Below are 24,243 nucleotides of genomic sequence, written 5' to 3' on the forward strand. Positions count from 1 at the left end.
CGCTGAATCAGTGCTTCACTTCTTCCCGTGCCCTACCGACGCACCCCTCAGGTCCAGGCTCGCCTCGACGCGCAGCGCGAGGCGATCCTGACCGCCGCCGGTGAGATCCTCGCCGAGCGTGGCTACGCGGGCTGCTCCGTGAGTGCCGTCGCGGAGCAGGCCGGCGTCGCCACCGGCACGGTCTACCGCCACTTCCCCGGCAAGGCCGAGCTGGTCGTCGAGCTGTTCCGCAACGTCGTCAACCACGAGGTGGAGGCCGTCCGGCAGGCCGCGGAGCGGCCCGGCAGCCCCGCCGAGCGCGTCGCCGCCATCGTCGAGACCTTCGCCGAGCGCGCGCTCAAGGTGCCCCGCCAGGCGTACGCCCTGCTGGCCGAGCCGGTCGACGCCCCGATCGAGGCCGAGCGCATCGTCTTCCGGCGCGTCTTCCGGGACGAGCTCGCCCGCCACGTCCGCGAGGGCGTCCGCACCGGCGAGCTGCCGCCGCAGGACGCCGACCTCACCGCGGCCGCACTGGTCGGTGGCGCCGCCGAGGTGCTCATCGGCCCCCTGACCACCGACAGCGCCAACGCGGTCGGCGCGCTCCGCACGTTCATCTTCCGCGCACTGGGAGGCAAGGATGCCTGACACGCACGAGGTGTTGAACCAGGTCCCGCCGCTGGTCGACTACGACGTCGCCGACGACGCGGCCCTCCTCGACGGCCTCCGCCGCGAAGGTGCGGCCTGGGCCGAGGACGAGGTCCACGAGCTGGGCCGCCTCGCCGGCAGCGCCCAGGGCCAGGAGTGGGGCCGCGTCGCCAACGAGAACCCGCCGAAGCTGCACACCCACGACCGCTACGGCAACCGCGTCGACGAGGTCGAGTTCCACCCCTACTGGCACGAGCTGATGACCGTCGCCGTCGGCCACGGCCTGCACGCCACCCCCTGGCGTGACGACCGCGAAGGCGCGCACGTCGCGCGCGCCGCCAAGGTGCTGGTCTGGAACCAGGCCGAGGGCGGCCACATCTGCCCGATCTCGATGACCTACGCCGCGGTCCCGACGCTGCGCCACAACCCCGAGCTGGCGGCCGCCTACGAGCCGCTGCTCGCCGCCACCGAGTACGACTACGGCCTGCGCGTCCCGGCCACCAAGCGCGGCCTGATCGCCGGCATGTCGATGACCGAGAAGCAGGGCGGTTCCGACGTCCGCGCGAACACCACCACCGCGCGTCCCGCGGGTGACGGCACGTACGTGCTGACCGGCCACAAGTGGTTCACGTCGGCGCCGATGTCCGACATGTTCCTCACGCTCGCCCAGGCGCCCGGCGGCCTGTCCTGCTTCCTGCTGCCGCGCGTGCTGCCCGACGGCTCCCGCAACCGCATCTTCTTCCAGCGCCTCAAGGACAAGCTGGGCAACAAGTCCAACGCCTCGTCCGAGATCGAGTACGACGGCGCGGTCGGCTGGCTCGTCGGCGAGGAGGGCCGCGGCGTGCCGACCATCATCGAGATGGTCAACAACACCCGCCTCGACTGCGTCCTCGGCAGCACTTCGCTGATGCGCCAAGGCGTCGTGCAGGCCGTGCACCACGCGCGGCACCGCAAGGCGTTCGGCGCGAACCTGGTGGACCAGCCCGCGATGGCGAACGTGCTGGCGGACCTGGTCGTCGAGTCCGAGGCGGCCACCACCGTCGCGCTGCGGCTGGCCGGCGCGACCGCGAACCCGGACCAGCAGGCGTTCCGGCGGCTGGCGCTCGCGGTCACGAAGTACTGGGTGTGCAAGCGCGGCCCCGCGCACACCGCCGAGGCGCTGGAATGCCTGGGCGGCAACGGTTACGTCGAGGACTCCGGCATGCCGCGGCTCTACCGCGAGGCGCCGCTGCTGTCCATCTGGGAGGGTTCCGGCAACGTCGCGGCGCTGGATTCCCTGCGCGCCATGGGCAAGCAGCCGGAGTCGGTGGAGGCGTTCTTCGCCGAACTCGACCTCGCCGCGGGCGCCGACGCCCGGCTGGACGACGCGATCGCGCGGGTGCGCAAGGAGCTGTCCGACCTGGAGGACCTCCAGTACCGGGCGCGGCGGCTGGCCGAGATGATGGCCCTGGTGCTGCAGGGCTCGCTGCTGGTGCGCTTCGCGCCCAAGGCGATCGCGGACGCGTTCTGCGCGTCCCGCCTCGGCGGCGACTGGGGCATCGCGTTCGGCACGCTGCCCGCGGGCGCCGACACCAGGGCCATCATCGAGCGGGCGTTCGTCAGCTGACGTCCTCGATCGCGGTGCCCTTGGTCTCGCGGACGAAGCGCAGCGCGAACGGGATCGACAGCAGCGCGAACGCCGCGTAGATCCAGTAGGTGATCGACAGGTTCCAGTCGGCCATGCTCGGGAAGCTGACCGTGACCGCCCAGTTGGCGACCCAGTTCGCCGCGGTGCCCACGGCCAGCGCGGCGCCGCGGATGCGCAGCGGGAACATCTCGCCGAGCATGACCCACAGGATCACGCCCCACGACATCGCGAAGGAGATCACGAACAGGTTCGCGAACACCAGCGCGATCGGGCCCCAGGCGCCCGGCAGGCTGAGCTCGCCGCCGACGGTCTGCGCGTTGCCGAACGCGATCGCCGCCACGCCGAGGCCGACGAGCATGCCGACCGAGCCGATCAGCAGCAGCGGCTTGCGGCCGACCTTGTCGATGAAGGCGATCGCGATGAACGTGCCGATGATGTTGATGACCGGGCTGACCATCGAGATCAGCAGCGAGTCGGTGTTCTGGCCGACCGAGTGCCACAGCGTGTCGCTGTAGTAGAAGATCACGTTGATGCCGACGAACTGCTGGAACACCGCCAGCGCGATGCCCACCCACACGATCGGCAGCAGCCCGAACCGGCCGCCGGCGAGGTCGCGGACCCGGGACCGCTTCTCGGTCTTCAGGCTGCGGCGGATGTCTTCGAGCTTGGCGTCGACGTCACCGCCCTCGACCTCGCGCAGCACCTTGCGGGCCCGCTCGATCTTGCCGTTGGCCAGCAGGAAGTGCGGGGACTCGGGGATGATCGAGGCGAGCACGAAGTAGATCACCGCGGGCACCGCCGCGGCGCCCAGCATCCACTGCCACGGCTCGATGCCGCCGAGGTTGCCGTTGAGGTCGTGCGCGCCGTCCGCCCCGATCGGCGCGAGGGCCTTGATGACCCAGTTGACCAGCGCGGACACCCCGATGCCGAGGACGATCGCCAGCTGTTGCAGCGAGGCGAGCCTGCCGCGGTAGGCGGGCGGCGCGACCTCGGCGATGTAGGCCGGGCCGATCACGGACGCGACACCGATCGCGATGCCGCCGACCACGCGCCAGATCGCCAGGTCCCACACGCTGAACGGGAACATCGCTCCGAGGGCGCTGACCAGGAACAGGACCGCCGCGAGCTGCATGGTCCGGATGCGGCCGATCCGGTCGGACAGCAGCCCGCCGAACCAGGCGCCGACGGCCGAACCGATCAGCGCGCTCGACACGGTCAGCCCGGTCACCCCGTCACCGACCTCGAAGTGCCGCTGGATGCCGAGGACGGCACCGTTGATGTTCGAGCTGTCGTACCCGAACAGGAACCCGCCGACCGCGGCCGCGCCGGCGATGAACACGACATGGGCGAGATGTTGCTGACCGGCTCGCTCCCCGGTCGTCGTCGAACTCACGACCCGTGCTCCTTTGCCTGAGGTGTTTCCTCCATTCGGAGCAACCTACAAAATGGTCCAGTCCATGCCGGACCACCGGGTGACATGGACCACCCGATCATGGGAGTTTGGACGCATGACCTTCGAAGACGAGGTGGCCGAGCGACTGGCCGGCCTGCCCGGCGTCCAGGCCGCGACGCTGGGCGGCTCACGGGCGACGGGCACTGCGCGCCCAGACAGCGACTGGGACTTCGCGATCTACTACCGCGGGCGCTTCGACCCCGCCGACCTGCGTGCGCTGGGCTGGCCGGGTGAGGTGTCCGAGATCGGCGGCTGGGGCGGCGGCGTGTTCAACGGTGGCGCGTGGCTGACGATCGACGGGCGCCGGGCCGACGTCCACTACCGCGACCTGGACGTGGTCGAGCACGAGCTGGCCGAGGCGCGGGCGGGCCGGTTCCACTGGGAGCCGCTGATGTTCCACCTGGCCGGGATCCCGAGTTACCTGGTCGTCGCCGAGCTGGCGGTGAACCGGGTGCTGCGCGGTTCACTGCCCGAGGTCGAGTTCCCGGAGGCGCTGCGGAAGTCGGCGCCCGCCGTCTGGCGCGAGCGGGCGTCGCTGACACTGACCTACGCCGAACACAACTACGCGCCGCGCGGGCAGGTGGCGGAGTTCGCGGGCGCGCTCGCCACGGCGGCGATGCAGGCCGGGCACGCGGTGCTGGCCGAGCGCGGCGAGTGGGTTCTGAACGAGAAGCGCCTGCTCGACCGCGCCGGCCTGCGGGGGGTCGACTCGCTGATCACCGGGGACCTGGTGGAAGCCGCCCGGCGGGCCCGTGAGCTGCTCGGGCTTTAGCGGTTGGTGTCGGCGATGTGGAAGTTCAGGTGGGCGCGCGACGGCGTCGGGCCGCGCTGGCCCTGGTAGCGGGAGCCGACGGCGGCCGAGCCGTACGGGTTCTCGGCCGGGCTGGTGAGCCGGAACAGGCACAGCTGGCCGATCTTCATGCCCGGCCACAGAGTGATCGGCAGGTTCGCGACGTTGGACAGCTCCAGCGTGATGTGGCCGGTGAAGCCGGGGTCGATGAAGCCGGCGGTGGAGTGCGTGAGCAGCCCGAGGCGGCCGAGGGAGGACTTGCCCTCGAGGCGGCCCGCGAGGTCGTCGGGCAGCGTGACCAGCTCGAACGTCGAGGCGAGCACGAACTCACCCGGGTGGAGGACGAAGGCGTCCTCGCCGTCCTTCTCGACCAGCGACGTCAGCTCGTCCTGCTGGAGCTTGGGGTCGATGTGGGTGTACTGGCTGTTGTTGAACACGCGGAAGAACCGGTCCAGCCGCACGTCGATGCTGGACGGCTGGAGCATCGCCGGGTCGAAGGGGTCGATGCCGAGACGGCCGGCTTCGAGCTCTTTGCGGAGGTCGCGGTCACTGAGCAGCACGGCTTCACCTTAGCTAGCCTGCCTAGGCAAGCCAGTCAGGCCATCATGGCCAGCCTGCCTACACAAGTTGGCGAGGTCAGGAAAGCTAGCTGCCGCCCCATTTGATATCGGTTGCGCCCGAGGTCAGTTGAAACCCAGGCTCAGCTCGCCGGCGAGGGCCGAGTGGCACTGCTGGCGCAAGGCGGTGCGGGCTGCGGTGAGGAGGGAAGTGATGTCCTGCCACCTGGCTTCGCTCTCCGCTCCGACGCGACCGGCGAAGACCTCCAGGCGGCTGGTGGGGAGGTCGCAACATCCACTTCGACCGGAGGGCCTCCCTCTACTCGCACCAACCCTAGCTAGGCCGCCTTCATGTGGCGGGCGTAGGTGGGATCGAGTTTGAAGATCTTGCCGAGGCGGTCGACGTAGCGGCGGCGTTCGAGGGTGCCGAGGTACTCCTGCAGCGCCGTCGCGCCCGGGATGAAGCGGCGCGCGGTCTCGGCGGCGAAGTTGCCCGCGGCCACCGCGAGGATGGCGCCCTGTGCGATCGGGTCGTTGGGGATCTCCAGGAAGTCGGCGTTGGACTTGCCCAGCACCAGGCGGCTGATGGAGGAGTGCACGGCGACCGAGACGTGGGAGAGGACCTTGCCGACGGCGCCGCGCCCGTCGCCGATCGCCGCGTGCGTTTCGAGCAGGGCGCGGGCGAGGCGTTTGCTGTCCTCGTCGGGGATGAACTCGGTGGACGCGAGTAGCCAGAACAGGCGCCAGGCGTCGTCTTCTGTGGCGGGCAGGAGCTCCTCGTCGACGCCGAGCAGCCAGCCGACGTAGCGCCAGAGGTGCAGGATGTCGGCGCGTTCGCGGTCGCTGTAGCGGATGCCGAGCAGCCGGGTGCCGTAGACGAAGACGAGGGAGAACAGGAGCAGCGTGCCGGCGGTCTGGACCTGGTTGACCGGCTTGTCCCACTCGTCGTAGTCCCAGTCGGGGCGGCGGTTCAGGGCGGCGCGGACGTGGGCGTGCACGAGGCGGACGCGCAGGGCGGAGGCGTAGCCCGTGCCGTGCATGGCCAGCGCGCCCGGGGTGGTGACGTCCATCCACCAAGCCGCGGTCTCCACGAGGCGCTGGCTGGCCATCCGTTCGATCTCCCCGGTGGCGACGAGGGCCTTCGTCGCGCGCGAGGCGAGGTAGCCGCCCATGAGGGACATGTCGCCGAGCGGGAAGAGGCCGAGCACGCCGGTGCGGATGATGGCCCGCGCGCCCCGGTCGAGCCGGGCGGGGTCGACCCAGTACGGGGTGGCCTCGACGTGCTCGAAGAAGTCGACGAGTTCCGGCGGCGGGTTGTCCAAGCTGTGGATGCCGTCGGCGAGCGCCTGTTCGAACAGCTGCCGCCCGCGGTTCTTCGGAAGACGACGGAACAGCGCGACGACCGCGTCGGCCCTCGGGTCCTGCACCTGGGCGAACTCCCGGAAGCGGCGCACCTGGCGCTCGGTGGCGCGGATGTCGTGCTTGACGAAGACCTTGGCCGCGAGGCTGAAACCCCCACGGCGGAACAACTCGGGATCCGGCAGTCGCTCGTCCATGCACCCACCACCCTCTCGACAACGAGTGTTGTCACTTGCGACCCACAGAGTCAAGGGGGTGCTCTCACCAGGGGGCGACGTTTGTGTATGCTGTGCGTCGCTGCGGATGTAGTTCAATGGTAGAACATCAGCTTCCCAAGCTGAGAACGCGGGTTCGATTCCCGTCATCCGCTCTTCGCGCGAAGGCCCAGGTCAGCGGGTGTCTACTCCGGACCTGGGCCTTCGTCGTTTCTTGATCAACTGTGGTCGCGTGGCATCAGCGGGCCATTAGGGGCCGGCGCGCCGGGCTCGTCGCCGTCCGGGCCATCAGATCCTTGGTCGAGGTTCCGGTCTTCGCCTGGCCCGCTTCCTCCTACGACATCCCAGTCGGCCAGCGAAGGTCGATGTCGGGGCATCGCCGGTACCACCAGGCCAACCCGAGAGGCGCGAGCGGATACGGCAGGGTGCGCTTCGCGTATTCACGGTCCAGCGGGTCGACGAGGCGTCTTAAGCGGTCGGCTGCGAACGCAGGTAGGTCCCAGATGATCTCGTCCAGCTCCGATCGGCAGTACGGCATCTCGCAGCAATCGGAGTGGTCGGTACCCGGCCAGCCGTGTCGAGCGGCCTCGCGCCACTCCTCGAGCATCCGAGCTGTCCAGCCGGGCGAAGGCTCAACCCGTGCGATGTAATCACGGACTGCCGGAGACAGACCCCGAATCTGCGACGGCCGGTAACGGCGTGGGCGGCTGGGGAGCGTGGCACGTACCGCGCCTGCGGACCTACGCGGCATCGTCCTTTCGGAAGATCGTCATGCCGCCATCTTGGCATTCCTCGGACCTGCGCCGCCAGAGCGACAGGGCGCCTCCCGGAGGCCAAGGCTCCGCCCCAGACCCCGGCGCCCCGTCGGGGATCAGGGGAGGTGATCTCTTCGCGGGCGCGCCGAGGGCAGCCAAACCGGCCGGCACCATCCGGTCGGTAGGGAGCCTTTGGTCAGGGAACACTGCCATTCGCTCGGGCTTTCCACAGCTCTTGCCGGGCGGGCGGGGTGCCGAGCTGCTCCAAGCCCCTGACAGCCAGGGATCGCAACGACTCATCCTCGCTGTAAAGCTGCTCGGCGAGGGTGGGCAAGGTCAGCGGCGACCGAGCTTCACCGATGAGTTCGAGTAGCCAGCGGCGTAAGCCGTGGTCGTCACGCTCGTCCTCGAACGCGGCAATCAGCTTTTCGACGTACTTGCCGAAGGCCTCTGTTTGGTGTTGCCGGTAGGCCAGCCTCGTGTACTTGCGCCACGCACCGCGGCTGTGCGGAACCGGGCACAGTGATCGGGTGGATGATCGTGGGCTGGCGGCGGACGGGACGATCGCGCGCGAAGGCTCTTTGGAGAGAATCTCCGCCGAGTTCGCCCCCGTCGTCGAGGCTCTGCGGGTGCACGTCGCTGGGACTTTCGCTCGCCTGCACAGCGCTTACCTCTACGGCAGCATCCCGCGTGGCACCGCCGTCCCCGGGGTTTCCGACCTCGACGTCCTGCTCGCCCTCCACGACGAGCCCACCGACGCCGATCGCGCCGATGCCAGGCGGATCGAGGGCGCCCTCGACCGCGAGTTTCCCCAGATCAACGGCGTCGGCATTCAACTCGCCAGTGCCCGCACGCTCCTCAGCGACGCCGAGCGCCACGACGGCGGCTTCTTCGTCGCCTGCCTGTGCACGCCGCTCCTGGGCGACGACCTCGCCGAGCACCTGCCCCGCTATCGCCCCACCTCGCTGCTCGCGCGTGAGACGAACGGTGACCTTGGAACGCTGCTCCCGGGTTGGCGCGAGCGCGCCCAGACGGCGAGGGACCACGAACGCCGCACCCTGAGCCGCTCGGTGGCGCGGCGCCTCGTGCGGACCGGGTTCACCCTGGTCATGCCCCGCTGGGGCGGCTGGACGAGCGACCTCGCCCGCTCCGCCGAGCTGTTCGGGCGCTACTACCCCGAGCGGCTCGAGCAGATGCGCACCGCTGCCCAGACCGCTCGCGAACCCACCGCCGATCCCGCGATCCTGGCGATGCTGATCGACGACCTCGGCCCTTGGCTCGCCGCCGAATACACCGCCACCCACGGCGAACGGGCGCCCCGGCCCTGACGCGGCATACTGACGCCCGTGGTGAACCAGCCGGCCGACGAGCCCTTCCCGTTCCGCGGACGGGTCGTGTGGCTCACCCCGGAGCAGGGCGGTCGTCAAACCGGCCCACCGCGCCCCGACTTCTACGCGGCCAACGCCTTCGTGCCCCCGCACACCGCCCACTCGGGTCTCGCGTCCTTCGTGCTCCGGAACCTCGTCGCCGGGGCGCTGGTCACGCCGGCCGAGGCGCGCTGGCTGGCCGTGGAGAACTCGGGCCCGTACCGCATCGCGCCCGGGACGGTGGTCGTGGTCAGCGAGGGGCCCAAGCCGGTCGGCTACTTCCACGTCGAGGAAGTGCGGGCTTAGCGGCGTCACCCCGACGTGAGCGTTGCCCTGCGCGCCGCCCGTCCCCGGCTTAGCTTGGGCCGCATGGTGCGCCGTGTTCTTGTCACGACCTTGATCGCCCTCGCTGCTGCCGGCTGCTCGTCCGGTGGCGACGACCAGGCGCCCGACCCGGCGCCGCCCAACCCAGCGCAGCCCACTTCCGCGCCGCCTGCGTCCGCGGCGCCCACCAGCGCCGGTGCCTCGATCGTCGACGTGGCCTACCGGAACGGGCAGGTCGAGCCGGCGAACCTCGTGATCGCGGGGAAGGTCGGCCAGCCGCTCCAGGTGAACGTCTCCTCGGACCGCCCGGACGACATCGTGGTCGACGGCTACCCGGACGCGAACGCCGACGTCGACCCCACCGAACCGGAGGACCTCGACGTCACCCCGAACCGCACCGGCACATTCACCATCCGCCTCGCCGGCGCCAACGCCACGCTTGTCACCGTCGAGGTCAGCTGACCAGGCCCCGCAGCGGCCCCGACAGCCGGGCGGCGAGCGACGCATCGACCCGGCCGGCCTCGGCGATCAGCAGCTCCACGACGACCCCGAACGCGCGCCGCAGCTCGGCGGGCTCCACGGACCGGACCAGGGCGTCCGCGAACGGCGCCACCACCTCCGCCGGCAGGTCGTCCATCCCGCGCCCCTGCACGGCGCGCACCCCGTGCCGGAGGCAGGCCAGCGCGAGCACCTCGTCCCGCGCGCCGCTGATCATGTACTCCGCCTGCCACACCCGGCCCCGCGCGATCGACGACCGCGCGTGCAACGCGTACAGCCACGCCATCCCGACCACGTGCTCGGCCGACGGCGGCGAGATCCGCGGCAGGTCGTTCGGCTTCCCGAACAGCGTCCGAAATGTCGGACCGGTTGGCCCGAACTCGGCCTCCGGCCAGAACGCGATGTCGACCTGCAGCGTGTCCGGCAGCAGGAACACCCGGAACACGCCGAGGTCCAGGTGGTGGACGGCGCCGTGGTCGCGGTACATCCGGTCGGTCCAGTCCGCGAGCACCTGATCGCGGTCGGCCGCCACCGCGAGCGCCAGGTCGATGTCCGACCACTGGTCCTCTCGTCCAACCGAAGCGGACCCGGTCAGCGCGGCACCGCTGATCCGGTCGTCCGAGCGAGCCGACGCGATCAGCGAGTCGCGCAGCCGCGACCGGCTGTCAGGGGCGAACACGGTCCTCCTCCCGCGGCGCGCCGACCGTCCACCGTGCGGCCGCCCGCAACGCCAGCAGCAGCGGCACCGAACCGCTGTCAGTGAGCAACGCGGGCAGCGACGGCAGGTCCGCGCCGCCGGCCAGTTCCCGGCCGTACGCGGCGAGGTCGACCTCCACGAACCGCGTCGCGGCGGTGAACTCGCGCTCCGACCGGTTCGGCCTGCGGACCAGCAGGTCCTGCCGCGTCACGGACAACTCCGTCAGCCCGAAGAACTCCGGCTTCGCGCCGCGGTCCATCCAGCGCGCGAACCCGGTGATCGTCGTGCGCACGATCTCGTCGCGGCGCAGCCCGGTCTCCTCGCACAGCTCGCGCTCCATCCCGGCGCGGACGACGTCGTGCAGGTCGTCCCCGTCGAGGTCACGCGGCTCCAGCGACCCACTGCCCGACGGGGCGAGCAGTGACTGGCTGGCCGAATTCCGGTTGGACTGGAGCACCACCAGTACCCAGCCGTCGGTCGTGACGGCCACCGTCGACACGCCGACGATGTCCGCCAGCCTGCTCTCGGCGAGCGTGTGCAGGCGGCCCGCGGTGTCGACCATCATCTGCCGCCGCAGGTCGAAGACCTCGTCGGTGTCCCGGCGGGCGATCCTCAGCGTGGCCAGCTCGTTCGAGCACTGGGCGTCGAAGAACCGGGTGCGCTGCAGCCGGATCGGCGCGCCGTGCCCGACCGACGGCAGCGGCTCGCCCCGCATCCCGACGACCTTGCCGTTGAACAGCAGCCGGCCGTGCGCGCGCAGCGGCAGCACGTACGGCGCGGTGGCCTTCAGCTCGGCGGGCAGGCGGTAAGGGTCCGGCGCGACCTCGACCGGGAACCGCTGTGTCCACAGCGCCCGGTCGATGGCGTCGCTGACCAGGGCGGTTCCACGTCCGGGCAGCTCGAGGTAGCGGGCTTCGGGGTAGCTCGCCGGGGGTGGCACGTCGGCGTGCGGGAACGGCGCGGCGATCGTGGCGAACTCCCAGGCGGCCCAGCGGCCGCGGAGCATCCGGACGTCGCGGGTGAGGGTCAGGACGCCGAGCACGAGCGCGATCACCGACAGCACGATGCCGACGGCGCTGGGCACGAGCGTGACCAGGCCGAGCAGCACGCCGAGCGCGGAGACGAACACCGGCCACTCGCGGGAACCGATGAACCAGAGGTAGTCGGCCTTCGCCCTGGCGCGGTTGGTCAGCTTGCCCATCGGTTCTGGTGTCTACCAGAAACCGGGTAACGATCCGGACGAAATGATCGGGATCACCGCCCCGGCACGTGCGACGATCGCGCCGGACCGACGGGAGACGCAGATGTGGGAAAAGCGCATGGAGTGGCCGCTGACGGGCGTCGCGGTGTTGTTCCTCGGCGCCTACGCCTGGCCGATCCTCCAGCCGTCGCTCGGCAGCACCGGCCGGGTGTGGTGCGAGGTCGTCACATGGCTGGCGTGGGGGCTGTTCGCGCTGGACTACGTCGTGCGACTGGTCCAGTCACCGGACAAACCGCGATTTCTCCGCCGTCATGTACTGGACCTCCTGGTCATCGTGCTCCCGCTGCTCCGGCCGCTGCGGCTGCTGCGCCTCGTCGCGATGCTGAACGTCCTCAACCGCACGGCCGCGCTCGCCCTGCGCGGGCGGGTCGTCGTGTACTTCGTCGGCGCCACGGCGCTGATCGTCTTCTGCGCGGCGCTCGCCGTGCTCGAAGCGGAACGGCCGATCGAGGAGGCCGGCATCCGGAACTTCCCGGACGCGTTGTGGTGGGCGATCACGACGATCACGACCGTCGGCTACGGCGACCGCTACCCGGTGTCCGGCACCGGGCGGCTGATCGCGGTGGGGCTGATGGTCGCGGGCATCGCGCTGCTCGGCGTGGTGACGGCGACCTTCGCGTCGTGGCTGGTGCGCCGGGTGGAGGAGGTCGAGGCCGCGTCGCAGACCGTGACCCGCGCGGAGATCGCGGAGCTGAGCCGCGAGATCGCCGAACTGCGCGCCGCCCTCGCCGCGAGTGAGCGGAAGGAAACATGACGGTGCTGCTGCCGGGCTCGGCGCGCGTTGCGGTCACTGCTCCAGGCCAGCGGAGCGGGATGCGCAGCTTGTCGCTGAGTGCGACGCCGGACCGAAACGGGGGCCGGGGAACTGGTGGGGCTCGGATCAGCCGCCCGAGTGCATGTCCTCCGCTTCGGGCACCAGGTCGTCGTCCGGGTTGTCGAGCCAGCCGTGCGGCAGCGTGACCTTGCCGGGCGAGCCCTGGCGGCCGCGCGGGCCGAGGGCGTCCGCCGGGAAGGGCGCCTCGTGGTCCAGCTGGCCGATCAGCTCGTCCAGCTCGTCCATCGACGACACCATCGCGAACCGCCGGCGCAGCTCGGAGCCGACCGGGAAGCCCATGAAGTACCAGGCCATGTGCTTGCGCAGGTCGCGCATCGCCTTGTCGTGGCCGTCGTGCTGGACCAGCAGCTCCGCGTGCCGCCGCAGCACCTGGGCGACCTCACCCAGGCGCGGCCCCTCCGGGATCGGGCGGCCGGCGAACGCGGCCTCCAGCTCGCCGAACAGCCACGGCCTGCCGAGGCACCCGCGGCCGACCACCACGCCGTCGCACCCGGTCTCGGCCACCATCCGCAGCGCGTCGTCGGCCGTGAAGATGTCGCCGTTGCCCAGCACCGGGATGGTCTGCACGGCCTCCTTCAGCCGGGCGATCGCGCTCCAGTCGGCCTTGCCCGAGTAGCGCTGCGCGGCCGTGCGCGCGTGCAGCGACACCGCCGCCGCGCCCTCGGCCTCGGCGATGCGGCCTGCGTCGAGGAAGGTGTGGTGGTCGTCGTCGATGCCGATCCGGAACTTCACCGTGAACGGCACGCCCGCGGCCTCGGCCGCCTCCACCGACGCGCGCACGATCTGCGCGAACAGCTTGCGCTTGTACGGCAGCGCCGCGCCGCCGCCCTTGCGGGTGACCTTGGCGACCGGGCAGCCGAAGTTGCTGTCGATGTGGTCCGCGAGGCCCTCGCCGACGATGATCTTGACGGCTTCCCGCATCGTCTTCGGGTCCACGCCGTACAGCTGCATCGACCGCGGGTACTCGCCCTGGTCGAAGGCCATCATGTGCATGGTCCCGGGGTGCCGCTCGACGACGGCGCGGGCGGTGATCATCTCGCACACGTACAGCCCGGCGCCGTACTCGCGGCACAGCCGCCGGAACGCGACGTTCGTGATGCCGGCCATCGGCGCGAGCACCACCGGGGGATCGACCTCGTACGGGCCGATCTTCAGTGCGGGCTTGCTCAGGGTGGCGGTCACGTCCTCCATTGTCGCTGGTGACTCGCGCCACCCGCAGTCAGGCCTGTTCGACCGCCGGGATGTCGGCGGCGATCCGGGATTTCGGACGCGGCGCGGTGACCGTCCACAGGATCTTGCCGTCCGGCGAGGTGCCGCCCACGCAGGTCAGGCGACGGCACACCACCTGGGCGGCGTGACCGGTCGACCCGAGCTCGATCTTCAGGTGCGGGATGTCCACGGTGGGGCTCTGCAGCACCTGGTCCTCCGCCCGGCCGACCACGAGGCCGGTGAACCACAGCTGGTCGAAGCGCATCGACAGGACGCCCTCGAACAGCAGCTCGACCGGCTCGTCGGGGTTGTCGTCGGTGCGCAGGACCAGCTCCGAGTGCTCGACGCCGTAGCGCCAGACGCGGAAGGCCCGGGACGAGCTGAACAACGGCTCCGGCTGGTTCATGGCCCCAGTATGGGTCCTGATCAGCCGCGCCGCGGCCCAGCCGTCACCGGACCAGTTGACACCGGCTCACGCCAGCAGCTTCTCCAGCGCCCGCTTCGCGTCCGAGCCGTCGGACAGCGTCTTCATCGCCAGAAAATCGGCCAGCTCGGCCGCCGGGCGGTCCAGGTAGCGCCCGGCCCGGTGCGCGGCGTCCACCGCGTCCTCGGCAAGCCCGTGCGAGACCAGCAGCGACACCGCGTCCGGCCACTTCGGCGAGCCGATCAGGTCACGAATGGTCCGCACGCGCGGCTGCGACAGGCACGGGTCGTCGACCGTCCAGCTGTGCGTGCCGTGCCGCACCTCCGCCACCGGCCCGCCCGGGACGTGCACCTCGGCCCGCACGCCAGGCGGCACCACGACGTCGAGCGTCAGCTTCCCGTCCGCCCGGCGCCAGGCCACCGAAGCCGCACCGTAGGGCGTCTCGTGCCGGGCCGAGGCGTGGGTGAGCGCGGCGTCCGGCACCGGGCGCACGACGATCGACCGGTAGCCGGGCGCCGCGGGCGCCAGCCCGGCTACCGTGCGGTGCATCCAGTCGGCCACCGCGCCCAGCGCGTAGTGGTTGAACGAGGTCATCTCGCCCGGGTTGATCGAGCCGTCCGGCAGCATGCTGTCCCAGCGCTCCCAGATCGTCGTCGCACCCATCGTCACCGGGTACAGCCACGACGGGCAGCCCCGTTCGAGCAGCAGCCGGTAGGCCAGCTCCGGATGGCCGGCCGTGGTGAGCGCGTCCGTGATGAGTGGCGTGCCCACGAATCCGGTCGCGATGCGGAAGCCGTTGGTCCGCACGAGATCAGCCAGTCGTCGACCCGCGACCGTGCGCTGCTCCGCCGTCGGCAGCAGTGCCCACTCGATCGCCTGCGCGTACACGGTCGGCGCGTCCGAGAGCACCCGGCCCGATCCGGTGACGTACTCCCGGGCGAACGCGGCGCGCGTCTGGTCGGACAGCGTCCGGTACTTCGAACCGTCCCGGCCGAGCACCTCGGCCGCCGCCGCCACGATCTCCGCGGACCGCGCCAGGTACGCCGTCGCGACCACGTCCGAGTCGGCCTTCGCGGCGAACGGGTCGTCCGGCGGCGCGGCCGGGTCCAGCCAGTCACCGAACTGGAACCCGCCCGCCCACACGCCGTCCGTGGTCAGCGACGCGATCTTGTCGACCCACCCGCGCATGCTGTCGAACTGCCGCGCGAGCACCTCCGCGTCGCCGAACCGCTGGTAGAGCACCCACGGCACGATCACCGCGGCGTCGCCCCAGGCCGTAGCGGTGGGGCTGTCGCCGGGCAGCACGTCCGGGATCACGAACGGCACCGCGCCGTCCGGGTGCTGGTCGGCGGCCAGGTCGGCGAGCCACGAGCGGAGGAACCCGGCGCAGTCGTAGAGGAAGGACGCGGTGGGTGAGAAGACCTGGATGTCGCCGGTCCAGCCGAGCCGCTCGTCGCGCTGCGGGCAGTCGGTCGGCACGTCCAGGAAGTTGCCGCGCATGCCCCACACGACGTTCTCGTGGAACTTCTCCAGGTCCGGGTCCGAGCAGCTGAACCAGCCGGTGCGCCGCAGGTCGCTGTGCACCACGACGGCCTCCAGGTCCTCGGCCCGCAGATCGTCCACTCCGGACACTTCCGCGTACCGGAACCCGTGGAACGTCAGGCTCGGCTCCAGCACGGTTTCGGTACCGCCGGGGAGGACGTAGGTGTCCGTCGCCTTCGCCGACCGCAGCGGCCGCACGCCGAGCTCGCCGTCCTCCAGCACCTCGGCGTGCCGCACGGTGACCTCGCGCGCGTCCCGCACGCGCAGCCGCACCCAGCCGACCACGTTCTGGCCGAAGTCGACCAGCGTCTTCCCGGACGGCGACGACCACACCCGCACCGCGGGCACCACCTCCGTCACACGCACCGGCGGCCCCTCGGGCGCGACGAGCCTGCTCAGATCGGCCTCGACGACCTCGACCTCGTCCACTTCGGACTCGGACAGCGTCAGGTCGGTGCGCTGCCCGTCGTACAGGTCGTCGGCGGTGATCCGGCTCTCCGTCGCCGACCACCGCTCGTCGGTGCCGATGACCTCGGTGGTGCCGTCGGCGTAGGTCACCTCCAGCTGGGCGAGCAACGCGAGGCGATCGCCGTAGAGCGCGCGGCGGCCGGACCAGGTGAGCCGTCCGCGGAACCAGCCGTTCCCGAGCAGGAACTCCAGGTCGTTGGTCCCCTCGCGGAGCAGCGAGGTGACGTCGTGGGTCTGGTAGCGCAGCCGGTGCTCGTAGCTGGTCCAGCCGGGCGCCAGCACCTCGTCACCGACCCGGGACCCGTTGATCGACGCCGTGTAGACGCCGTGCGCCGTCGCGTACAGCCGCGCGGACACGATCCCCGGCCGCAGTTCGACGCTGCGGGTGAGGATCGGCGCGCGCTGCCCGATGCCGCCGATCGTGCGTGGGCTGATGAACCGCGCCGACCAGTCCTCCGGGTGGAGCAGCCCGGTTTCCACGGTGGCCGGCTCGGACCACTCGTCGCCGACGCGCACCCGCACGGTCGCCCGGGTACGCGACGGCAGCGGCTCGAACGGCCACGGCACCAGCACCTGCTCGGCGGATTCGACCCGCACCGTCGTCGACCCGTTCAGCTCGACCTCGTACGCGGTCTGCGACCAGCCCGGGTCGTCGGTGCGCACCTGCCAGGACAGGCGTGGCGTGCCGGTGCCGACGCCCAGTGCGACGTCGTGGTGCTCGAAGCGGACGGCGGTGACGGTCAACGGTCGCTCTCCTTCTCGTGCTGTACCAGCCGCACCGGCCCGAACAGGCCCGTGCGGACCTGCCCGGCGGCCACGGCCATCGTGGGTGACGCGTCGTCGAGGTAGCCGGCGAGCGTGCCGCGGACGACGATTTCCAGTTCGTTGACGCCGTCCCGGACCGCATCCGAGATTTCGGACCGCCACGGGCCCCAGACCAGGCGGTCGACCAGCCGGCCGTTGATCACCACGTCGGCCGTGCCGCGCACCTCGCCGAGGTCGAGCACGACCCGGCCGGGCAGCGCTTCGAACGTGGTCCGGTACCGGACCAGGCCGCCCAGCGCACGCAGCCCGAGGTCCTCCCAGCTGCGCAGTTCGACCGGCGCCTCGGCGGTCTCGACCTCGATCCCGGAGTCGAGCAGCGCCCCGCCCCGGCGGCCGTCGACCGCGCGGAACCGCAGCTCCACCGTGCTGCCCGCGGCGAGTGGCGCGGGGAAGCGCACGCGCTGGTCGACCGGCTTGTACTCGGCCTCGCCGACGCGCACCACGACGTCGAGGTCGGTCGGGATCCGCAGCGCCACCGCCCCGAGCGGGGCCGGGAAGGTCAGCGTCTCCGTGCGTTCCCCGGCCGGCGCGACGTCGGGGACCACCGGCACGACGACGTCGCCGGGCGCGGCGGCGGGTTCGAGCCAGTGCGCGCCGGGCAGCGGGTGCGGCCGCGCGTGCAGGCACAGGAACCGCGGATCGCGCCGGTGCAGGCGGCGCACCTCGCCCCAGTCCGGGCCGCTGACCAGTCGCGGGTCACGCGAATCCACCGCGACCGGTCCAGTCGTGACCAGGGTGAGGGTGTTCTCACCGCGGCGGAGGTGCTCGCGCAGGTCGTAGGGGTGGATGCGGATCTCGCGGAAACCGGGGTAGGGGTTGAAGTCGCCCTGCCTGCCCACCTCGGCGCCGTTGACGAGCACCCGGCAGGCCTCCTCGCTCGCGACCTGCACGGTCGCGTCGGTGGGCACCTCGTCGAGGTGGAAGGTGCGGTTGATCTCCCCGCCCGCCAGCCATTCCGGCCTGCGGTAGCGCTCCGGATCGGTGACCACCGCGAACGACGCCCGCAGCGGCCCGTCCTGGTCCGCGGTGAACTCGATCTCCACGCACACCGTCCGGCCGGACGGCAGCGGGCTGAACGACTGGTAGCCCGGCCCGTCGACCGGAACCTCCGCGCCGTCCACGAGCACCCGTCGCGCCGCGCTCGCTCCGACGGCGAGGAACAGGCCGTCGCGCTCGGGCAGTGGCAGGTACGTTCGTACGCCGACCGTCTCCCCGGCCTCGACGTGACGCCAGTCGAGGAATTCCTCGGGCACGTAACCCTTGGGCCCCAGCGCTTCCGCGTGACCGGGGTCGTCCCGGATGCCGCGGGACAACGACCAGACCGCGGGCCGCCACCCGTCGCCGCCCCGGGCTTGCGCGAAGACGCCGTACCCGGCCAGCTCGTCACCCAGCCGCCAGACCTCCAGCGGCAGCACGCCGGTGCGGGCAGGGGCGGCCAGGTCGCCGTGCCGGTTGTCCAGAGTGGACTCCGCACGGGCGCGCCAGCCGTCGAGGTGCACCGACCGGACCACGGGACCGGGCGGGGTGTGCGTCGCCTCCGGCAGGTCGTCGCCGAACACCAGCAAGGTGATCGGGCCGTCGGTGAAGACGACCTCGACCTCGCCGTCCACGACTGGGACATCCGTGCGCTCCCCGGTGCGCGGGTGCCACTGCTGGGCACGGCCGGTCACTCCGGCCACGTGCGCCACCCGGTCCGACGGGGAGACGAACTCGTACCCGTCCTCGCGCAGCTGCCGCCAGTACTCCTCCCAGGGAAACCCCTGGTCCGTCCAGCCTTCGCGGTCGAGGTCGACGATCGGCGCCCGGGTGCCGCTGCGCTCGTCGTGCGCGGTGAGCAGCAGCACGTGCCGGTCGCCGTGCCGCCGGAGCAGGAACGGCACGTCGGACCGGATCCGGGATTTCGGAAGGACCGCGGGCACGTCCTCCGGCGAGCCGACCGTGACCGCGCCCTCCACCGGGCAGCTGCCGACGCAGACGACCGTCCCGCCGGCCGCGGCGAACTCCGCGAGCCGGGCGGCCGCGGCCGGGAGCAGCAGCTCGACGTCGGGCAGGACCACCGCCCGGTAGGTCTCCGCGCCGATCCGGAGCGCGCCGCCCGACACCTCCCCGGCGGCGATCGTGGCTTCGTCGAACGTGTCGTGGTCGATCCCGGCCCGCTCCAGCACACCGCGTTCCTCGGCGAACCACGTGCCGACACCGTTCAGCGCGTGGAACGAGGCCGCGGCCCGTTCGGCTGGCGGCAGTGGTCCGTCGAGCGTCAGGTAGGCCTGGGCGGTGCTGGTCGGCGACAGCAGCACGACGTCGCAGGAGTGCGTGCCCGCCGTCAGCACCGAGCACAACCGGCTCACCGCGCCGGCGAACTGGCCGTAGGCGGGCCAGTACGGCTGCCGCCAGCACGTCGACGGCGGCGCCCACTCCCACCAGCCGCCCGCGGTCGAGTAGTACACCGCGTGCGGGTCGTAGAGCGTGGCGCCGCGGCGCAGGAACGGCGCGAGCCAGTCGTAGGTCTCCTCCAGCGTGCCGCCCCAGCCCGACGAGTGGAACGCCTCGATCCAGGTGCGCGGGTGCCCGTGCGCGTGGGCGAGCGAGCTGTGCACCTTCGCGTCGCCCCAGTGGTCGCTGCCCGGCGCGCCGAACCCGGAGTGGGTGCCGAGGTAGTCGCCGTAGATCCGCACGCCGCCGACCGGGTCGCCTTCGCGGGCCGGGCTCGCCTGGTCGAAACCGCAGATCAGCCCGCGGTGGCTGAACCACTGAGCCAGTGGGTCGAAGAACGCCCGGCGCGCCAGGCGGGCACGGTGTTCCTGGTAGTCCCGGCGTACCCGGGCCGACTCGGCGTCCGCGCCCTCGTACAGCGCGGACAGCCGGGGCAGCAGGTCGTAGCCGTACTCGGCGGCGAAGGTCTCCGCGAAGTCGTGCCCCCACGTCGGCAGCGGCGGCAGCTCGTCCTGGAAGAACCCGGGGATCACCGTGCCGAACCAGCGCCCGACGTGCCGTTCCAGCTCGCCGTGCACCTGATCGAGCAGGGCCGCGCAGGCGTCCGGGTTGAAGTAGTCGAAGCCGCTGACGTGGTGGCCGACCGTGCCGTCGGGGTTCCGGTGCAGGGCGAGCCCGGCGAACTCCGGGCGGGCCGCGGTGAGGCGGCCCTGGAAGTTCGCACCGGAGAACCCGATCTGGTCGTACATCCACAGCTGGAACCCCAGCTCGGCGGCGTCCGCGCACGCGCCGTCCAGCAGCTCGATCCACTTAGGACTCAGGAACGGCGGGTCGTCCGCCAGCGATCCGAACATCGGGCCGGTGGGCGCCAGGCATATCACCACCGCCTGCCGGACGCCCTGCGACACCAGCTGTTCCATCTGCCACCGGACCCGGTCCCCGGTGACCCGGCCGCCGCTCCACCACCAGATCGGCAGCGGGGAGAACTCGGGGCCGGGATCGGTGAACCGGGTCAGCAGCTCGTCGGAACTCATGCGGTGGCGCGCTCCGCCTCGATCTGCTCCAGCGACTTGCCGGACGTGTTGGGCATGAAGAAGAACCCGACGCCGCCGCTGATCACCAGGAACAGCGTGAGCAGGCCGCCTGCGACGGTGAACCCGCCGCTGGCCAGCGTCGGCAGGAAGAAGCTCCACACGCCGAGCAGCGTCCGGGCGACGCCGAAGGTGAAGCCCTGCGCGGTGCCGCGCAGCATCGTCGGGAACAGTTCCTGGCTCCACACCTTGTAGAACGCCTCACCGGCGAGCGAGCAGCCGACGCCGAACAACACGATGTTCGCGATGATCACCGGGATGTTGAACGGCAGCACCACGTAGATGCCGTAGGCGACGATCTGCATGACCGCGCCGATGCCCCACATCCACTTGCGCGTGTGGTGGCTGCGGTCGGCGAAGCGCATGAACACCAGCGTGGTGACCAGGATGCCGATCAGGAACCCGGCGCAGGACAACGCGACACTGGCCGCCTGGCTGCCCGCGTTGAGCGTTTTGATGACGTACGGGGTGAAGATGCCGCCGGTGCCCGCCGCGATGTTCCAGAACACGTAGACGAGGCCGGTGAACAGCAGCGCCTTGAGGTGCGCGCCCTGGAAAAGCGCTTTCAGCTGGTACTTGACGTCCTTGGTGGACGACGCCGACGTCCAGCGCGCGGACTCCGACAGGCCGCGGCGCATCGCCCACGTCACCAGCGCGATGACGAACAGGTGCAGGAACACGATCCGCGTGCCGAGCAGGTCCAGCGGGGTGAGCGCGAGCGACAGCAACAGCACGATCACCGGGCCGAGGTTCCACGCGACCTGCGTGAACCCGAGCAGCTTCCCGCGCGCCTTCGACGGGGAGAACTCGCCGACCAGCGCCAGCGACGTCGGCACGTCCGCGCCGACCGCGACGCCGACGACGAAGGTGCCGATGAACAGCATCGGCGTGTTCACCGCGAGCGCGATGCACAGGATGCCTGCCGCGTAGACCAGCAGGTCGTACTTGTAGATCCGCTTCCGGCCCAGCTTGTCGCCCAGCCTGCCGCCGATGAACGCGCCGATCGCGCAGCCGATGGCGTTCGGGCCGATCGCGGCGAGCGCGCCCACCGCGCCGTCGGAGAGGCCGAGGTAGCTTTGGAAGAGGGCGAGACCCGCGCCGAGCGCGACGATGGAACCGGCATCCAGGTAGGAGGCCATGCCCGCGAGCACGGACCACCGCCACTGCTGGCGGGTGATCGTGCCGCCGTCCTCGACCGAGCTCGTGCCGACGGTTTCGCGTGAGGTCATGTGGTTCTCCTCGTCTTCGTTGACGCAGGACACATTTTGAAACGTATTAAGGACGCAGGTTAGCGTTTGAGTGGGGGAATAACAAGCTTCCGTTCGGCCCATTGAACGTTTCATGCGTGCTACGCTGTGGTCCCTGGGAGATCGAGGGGACGCATGGTTGGCATCAAGGATGTGGCCCGGCGCGCCGGGGTCTCCATCGGCACGGTGTCCAATGTGGTCAACCGGCCACACATCGTTTCCCCGGCCACCCGGTCACGTGTGCTGTCCGTGATCGAGGAGCTGGGGTACGTCCGCGACGAGTCCGCCCGGCAGCTCCGGGCCGGCCGCAGCCGCATCATGGCGCTGCTCGTCCTCGACCTCGCGAACCCGTTCTTCGTCGACGTCGCCCGCGGCGCCGAGCAGGCCGCGCACGACGCGGGCCTGAGCGTCATCACGTGCAACAGCGGGCAGCGCGTCGACCGCGAGGAGTCGTACCTGTCGCTGCTGGCCGAGCAGCGGGTGCGGGGGCTGCTGCTGAGCCCGGTCGACACGTCGGGTGCGGCGCTGGAGACCTTCCGCCGCAGCGGGATCCCGTACGTGTTCGTGGACCGGAAGGTGCCTGCGGACGAGGCGAGCTCGGTGTCGGTGGACGACCTCGCGGGCGGCGAGCTCGCCGGGCGGCACCTGCTGGAGACCGGGCACCGGCACGTCGCGTTCGTGAACGGGCCGCGGATACTCACGCAGTGCCGCGACCGGGAGCAGGGGCTGCGGACCGCGTTGGAGGGGTCCGGGGCGGAGCTGTCGGTGATCGAGACGAGCGAGCTGGACGTGGTGTCCGGGCGGGACGCCGGCGCGCGGCTGCTCGGGATGAGCCCCCGGCCGACGGCGGTGTTCTGCGCCAACGACCTGCTGGCGCTGGGTGTGCTGCAGGCGATGGTCGGCGCGGGCGTGCGGGTGCCGGACGAGATGGCGATCGTGGGCTACGACGACATCGAGTTCGCCGGCGCGGCTGCGGTCCCGCTGACGTCGGTGCGCCAGCCCGCGCGGCGGCTGGGGCAGACGGCGGCGGAGCTGCTGATCGCGGAGACGGCCGATCCGGAGAACCGGCCGCCGCACCGGTCGGTGGTGTTCAAGCCGGAGCTGGTCGTCCGGGCCTCGACGCAGTACCGCCGCTGAGCGGTTCGCATCCGCGGCGCCGACTGGGGTGGCCGGGATGCCCCAGGCCGGGGCGAGGGCGCTCAGTGTTTGGCCACGTAGCGGCGCCAGAGCCGGCGCGGTTCCGGCTCGCGCGGGGCGGGCACCAGCAGGTGCGTCAGGCACTCCTCGCAGGTCCGGCCCGGCGGGGCGGTCATGGCGGCGGGGAGGAACCGCGCGCCGCACACCGCTTCCAGTTCCAGGCCGGGTGCCATGGCCGTGTCGGGGACCGCGTGCTCGGCCGTGCCGTCCGCGCTGGTCACCCAGACCGGGTGGTCGTCCGGGGTCGCTTCCACCGCTTCTCCCCTCCGCCGCTGCTCCGTCCGGGCCTACCCGCGGCCGTCCGGCTCATGCCGGATTCACCTGGCCGTGGCGGTCACCTCGGCCCGAACTCGAGGTTCAGGCAGGCCAGCCGCCCGCCCGCCGTCCCGGCGTGACCCGGGTCCGTGTGCGTGTGCGTCTCGTGGATCACGACGGAGCCGGGTAGCCGGTCGCCGTAGGTCCAGTCCACCCGCGACACGGCGAACCCGCTGCCGTTCGCGGAGGTGGTGAAGTCCAGCCAGATCTCGTTGCGCGGGTTGGCGTACGCGGGGTCGGTCGACGGCTGCACCGGGTCGGGAACGTGCTGGTAGTGCGGCCCCGAATCGTTCGGGGACGCGCCGCAGGGCTTGGTGTGGACGTGGGCGCCGTACTCGCGGCCGGGCAGCAGGCCGCGCACGGAAAGCGTGGTCAGCGTGCCCGTCACCGACGCCGTGAACGCCCGCGCGCTCGCCCCCTCCGGCACGAGGGCCGTGTTGTAGCGCACGACGGAGGCGCCGACGCCCACCTGCGCGGCGGGCGCGGCGGCGGCTTCGGCCGGCCAGAGGGCCGGCAGCGCGGCCGCGGCGAGGAGCAAGGGGACGATTCGCATGATGTTCCATTTATCGGTCATTCTGTGACCGCGCAAATCCTCCCATAGGCTGATCTCCGTGAACGGCCGTGACGAAGAGACCCCGAACCAGCGCCTCGCGCGCAACGTGAACGAACTCCTGGGCGAGCTGCGGGTCGCGCAGGCCGGGGTGCAGATCCTGTTCGGCTTCCTCCTGACGGTGGTGTTCACCGGCGAGTTCCGCGCGGCCAGCGGGTTCGAGAAGGCCGTGCACCTGGTCGCGGTCCTCCTCGCGGTCGTCTCCACGGCGCTGCTGTCCTCGCCCGCGGCGTGGCACCGGATCCTGTTCCGCGCGGGCCGCCGCGACGACATCCTGCGCGCGGGCAATCGCGCCGTACTGGCCGGCCTGGTGTGCCTGGCGGCCGCGATCACCGCGACGGTGTCGCTGATCGCGAAGGTGGTCTACGGCCCGATCGCGATGGCCGTGGTCGGTGGGCTGGTCGGCGTCACGTTCGCGGTGCTGTGGTTCGTGGTCCCGAACTTCCTGTCCAACCACTCGGGCAACGACACGCGCCCGTCCCCGGTGCCGCCGAGCGACTCCGCGACGGCCGAATGACCG

Annotated in this window: 22 protein-coding genes and 1 tRNA gene; 10 read left to right on the forward strand and 13 right to left on the reverse strand. The window is 71.5% G+C overall.

Going from position 1 to position 24,243, the window contains the following annotated elements; translation table 11 throughout:
* Positions 1-27: 27 nt before the first annotated feature.
* Positions 28-624: a TetR/AcrR family transcriptional regulator gene (locus L2C96_RS06745; protein ID WP_237335567.1), complete on the forward strand. Its 597-nt coding sequence runs from the start codon at positions 28-30 to the stop codon at positions 622-624.
* The gene (locus tag L2C96_RS06750; protein ID WP_237335568.1) at positions 617-2,230 is read left to right on the forward strand and encodes an acyl-CoA dehydrogenase family protein; all 1,614 of its coding nucleotides are present in this window, start codon (positions 617-619) and stop codon (positions 2,228-2,230) included. The genes L2C96_RS06745 and L2C96_RS06750 overlap by 8 nt, the downstream gene beginning before the upstream one ends.
* On the opposite strand, the gene L2C96_RS06755 is transcribed toward L2C96_RS06750, so the two are convergent.
* A complete protein-coding gene (locus L2C96_RS06755; RefSeq protein ID WP_237335569.1) occupies positions 2,223-3,644 on the reverse strand; it encodes a sugar porter family MFS transporter in 1,422 nt (473 codons plus the stop codon). The two genes, L2C96_RS06750 and L2C96_RS06755, sit on opposite strands and share 8 nt — an antisense overlap.
* Before the next feature lie 115 nt (positions 3,645-3,759).
* Between L2C96_RS06755 and L2C96_RS06760 the strand changes: the two genes are divergently transcribed.
* Positions 3,760-4,476, forward strand: a complete 717-nt coding sequence (locus L2C96_RS06760) for a nucleotidyltransferase domain-containing protein (RefSeq protein ID WP_237335570.1) — start codon at positions 3,760-3,762, stop codon at positions 4,474-4,476.
* On the opposite strand, the gene dcd is transcribed toward L2C96_RS06760, so the two are convergent.
* On the reverse strand, positions 4,473-5,054 hold the full coding sequence (dcd, locus tag L2C96_RS06765; RefSeq protein WP_020418351.1) for a dCTP deaminase: 582 nt from the start codon (positions 5,052-5,054) through the stop codon (positions 4,473-4,475). The two genes, L2C96_RS06760 and dcd, sit on opposite strands and share 4 nt — an antisense overlap.
* Before the next feature lie 335 nt (positions 5,055-5,389).
* On the reverse strand, positions 5,390-6,607 hold the full coding sequence (locus L2C96_RS06770) for an oxygenase MpaB family protein (protein WP_237335571.1): 1,218 nt from the start codon (positions 6,605-6,607) through the stop codon (positions 5,390-5,392).
* Between the two features lie 102 nt (positions 6,608-6,709).
* Here L2C96_RS06770 and L2C96_RS06775 point away from each other — a divergent pair.
* Positions 6,710-6,780, forward strand: a tRNA-Gly gene (locus tag L2C96_RS06775).
* 796 nt (positions 6,781-7,576) lie between these two features.
* Here the strand turns inward: L2C96_RS06775 and L2C96_RS45305 are convergent.
* A complete protein-coding gene (locus tag L2C96_RS45305; protein WP_372491174.1) occupies positions 7,577-7,972 on the reverse strand; it encodes a HEAT repeat domain-containing protein in 396 nt (131 codons plus the stop codon).
* Between L2C96_RS45305 and L2C96_RS06780 the strand changes: the two genes are divergently transcribed.
* The 3 genes from L2C96_RS06780 to L2C96_RS06790 all read left to right on the forward strand — a co-directional run bounded on the left by L2C96_RS06780 (position 7,911) and on the right by L2C96_RS06790 (position 9,533).
* Entirely contained in the window at positions 7,911-8,708 is a 798-nt protein-coding gene (locus tag L2C96_RS06780) for a nucleotidyltransferase domain-containing protein (protein WP_237335572.1), read from the forward strand. The two genes, L2C96_RS45305 and L2C96_RS06780, sit on opposite strands and share 62 nt — an antisense overlap.
* 18 nt (positions 8,709-8,726) lie before the next feature.
* Positions 8,727-9,053, forward strand: a complete 327-nt coding sequence (locus L2C96_RS06785; RefSeq protein ID WP_237335573.1) for a PilZ domain-containing protein — start codon at positions 8,727-8,729, stop codon at positions 9,051-9,053.
* Positions 9,054-9,116: 63 nt separating this feature from the next.
* Entirely contained in the window at positions 9,117-9,533 is a 417-nt protein-coding gene (locus L2C96_RS06790; RefSeq protein WP_237335574.1) for a hypothetical protein, read from the forward strand.
* On the opposite strand, the gene L2C96_RS06795 is transcribed toward L2C96_RS06790, so the two are convergent.
* Together L2C96_RS06795 and L2C96_RS06800 are read right to left on the reverse strand one after the other, a co-directional pair.
* Positions 9,526-10,248: a nucleotidyltransferase domain-containing protein gene (locus L2C96_RS06795; protein WP_237335575.1), complete on the reverse strand. Its 723-nt coding sequence runs from the start codon at positions 10,246-10,248 to the stop codon at positions 9,526-9,528. The two genes, L2C96_RS06790 and L2C96_RS06795, sit on opposite strands and share 8 nt — an antisense overlap.
* The gene (locus L2C96_RS06800; protein ID WP_237335576.1) at positions 10,235-11,467 is read right to left on the reverse strand and encodes an NUDIX hydrolase; all 1,233 of its coding nucleotides are present in this window, start codon (positions 11,465-11,467) and stop codon (positions 10,235-10,237) included. The genes L2C96_RS06795 and L2C96_RS06800 overlap by 14 nt, the downstream gene beginning before the upstream one ends.
* 43 nt (positions 11,468-11,510) lie before the next feature.
* Here L2C96_RS06800 and L2C96_RS06805 point away from each other — a divergent pair, with 43 nt between their 5' ends.
* The gene (locus tag L2C96_RS06805; RefSeq protein ID WP_237335577.1) at positions 11,511-12,281 is read left to right on the forward strand and encodes a potassium channel family protein; all 771 of its coding nucleotides are present in this window, start codon (positions 11,511-11,513) and stop codon (positions 12,279-12,281) included.
* A gap of 126 nt (positions 12,282-12,407) precedes the next feature.
* Here the strand turns inward: L2C96_RS06805 and dusB are convergent, their stop codons facing one another.
* The 5 genes from dusB to L2C96_RS06830 all read right to left on the reverse strand — a co-directional run bounded on the left by dusB (position 12,408) and on the right by L2C96_RS06830 (position 21,583).
* Positions 12,408-13,553: a tRNA dihydrouridine synthase DusB gene (gene dusB, locus L2C96_RS06810; RefSeq protein ID WP_237335578.1), complete on the reverse strand. Its 1,146-nt coding sequence runs from the start codon at positions 13,551-13,553 to the stop codon at positions 12,408-12,410.
* A 28-nt stretch (positions 13,554-13,581) separates the two neighbouring features.
* Positions 13,582-13,977, reverse strand: coding sequence for a hypothetical protein (locus L2C96_RS06815; protein WP_017985613.1), 396 nt, complete (start codon positions 13,975-13,977; stop codon positions 13,582-13,584).
* A gap of 66 nt (positions 13,978-14,043) precedes the next feature.
* A complete protein-coding gene (locus L2C96_RS06820) occupies positions 14,044-16,749 on the reverse strand; it encodes a family 78 glycoside hydrolase catalytic domain (RefSeq protein ID WP_237335579.1) in 2,706 nt (901 codons plus the stop codon).
* Positions 16,746-20,297, reverse strand: a complete 3,552-nt coding sequence (locus L2C96_RS06825; RefSeq protein ID WP_237335580.1) for a hypothetical protein — start codon at positions 20,295-20,297, stop codon at positions 16,746-16,748. The genes L2C96_RS06820 and L2C96_RS06825 overlap by 4 nt, the downstream gene beginning before the upstream one ends.
* Positions 20,294-21,583, reverse strand: coding sequence for an MFS transporter (locus tag L2C96_RS06830; protein WP_237335581.1), 1,290 nt, complete (start codon positions 21,581-21,583; stop codon positions 20,294-20,296). Before L2C96_RS06830 ends, L2C96_RS06825 begins: the two co-directional genes overlap by 4 nt.
* A gap of 153 nt (positions 21,584-21,736) precedes the next feature.
* On the opposite strand from L2C96_RS06830, the gene L2C96_RS06835 reads away from it, so the two are divergent.
* Positions 21,737-22,738, forward strand: a complete 1,002-nt coding sequence (locus tag L2C96_RS06835; protein WP_237335582.1) for a LacI family DNA-binding transcriptional regulator — start codon at positions 21,737-21,739, stop codon at positions 22,736-22,738.
* Between the two features lie 62 nt (positions 22,739-22,800).
* Here the strand turns inward: L2C96_RS06835 and L2C96_RS06840 are convergent, their stop codons facing one another.
* Together L2C96_RS06840 and L2C96_RS06845 are read right to left on the reverse strand one after the other, a co-directional pair.
* Entirely contained in the window at positions 22,801-23,052 is a 252-nt protein-coding gene (locus L2C96_RS06840) for a hypothetical protein (RefSeq protein ID WP_020418324.1), read from the reverse strand.
* Between the two features lie 80 nt (positions 23,053-23,132).
* Positions 23,133-23,666: a superoxide dismutase family protein gene (locus tag L2C96_RS06845; protein WP_027935917.1), complete on the reverse strand. Its 534-nt coding sequence runs from the start codon at positions 23,664-23,666 to the stop codon at positions 23,133-23,135.
* 58 nt (positions 23,667-23,724) lie between these two features.
* On the opposite strand from L2C96_RS06845, the gene L2C96_RS06850 reads away from it, so the two are divergent.
* Positions 23,725-24,240 carry a DUF6328 family protein gene (locus L2C96_RS06850; RefSeq protein ID WP_020418322.1) on the forward strand — a complete coding sequence of 172 codons (516 nt, stop codon included), beginning with the start codon at positions 23,725-23,727 and terminating at the stop codon, positions 24,238-24,240.
* Positions 24,241-24,243: the final 3 nt, after the last annotated feature.

It is taken from the genome of Amycolatopsis tucumanensis, assembly GCF_021654135.1.
Classification (GTDB): Bacteria; Actinomycetota; Actinomycetes; order Mycobacteriales; family Pseudonocardiaceae; genus Amycolatopsis_E; species Amycolatopsis_E tucumanensis.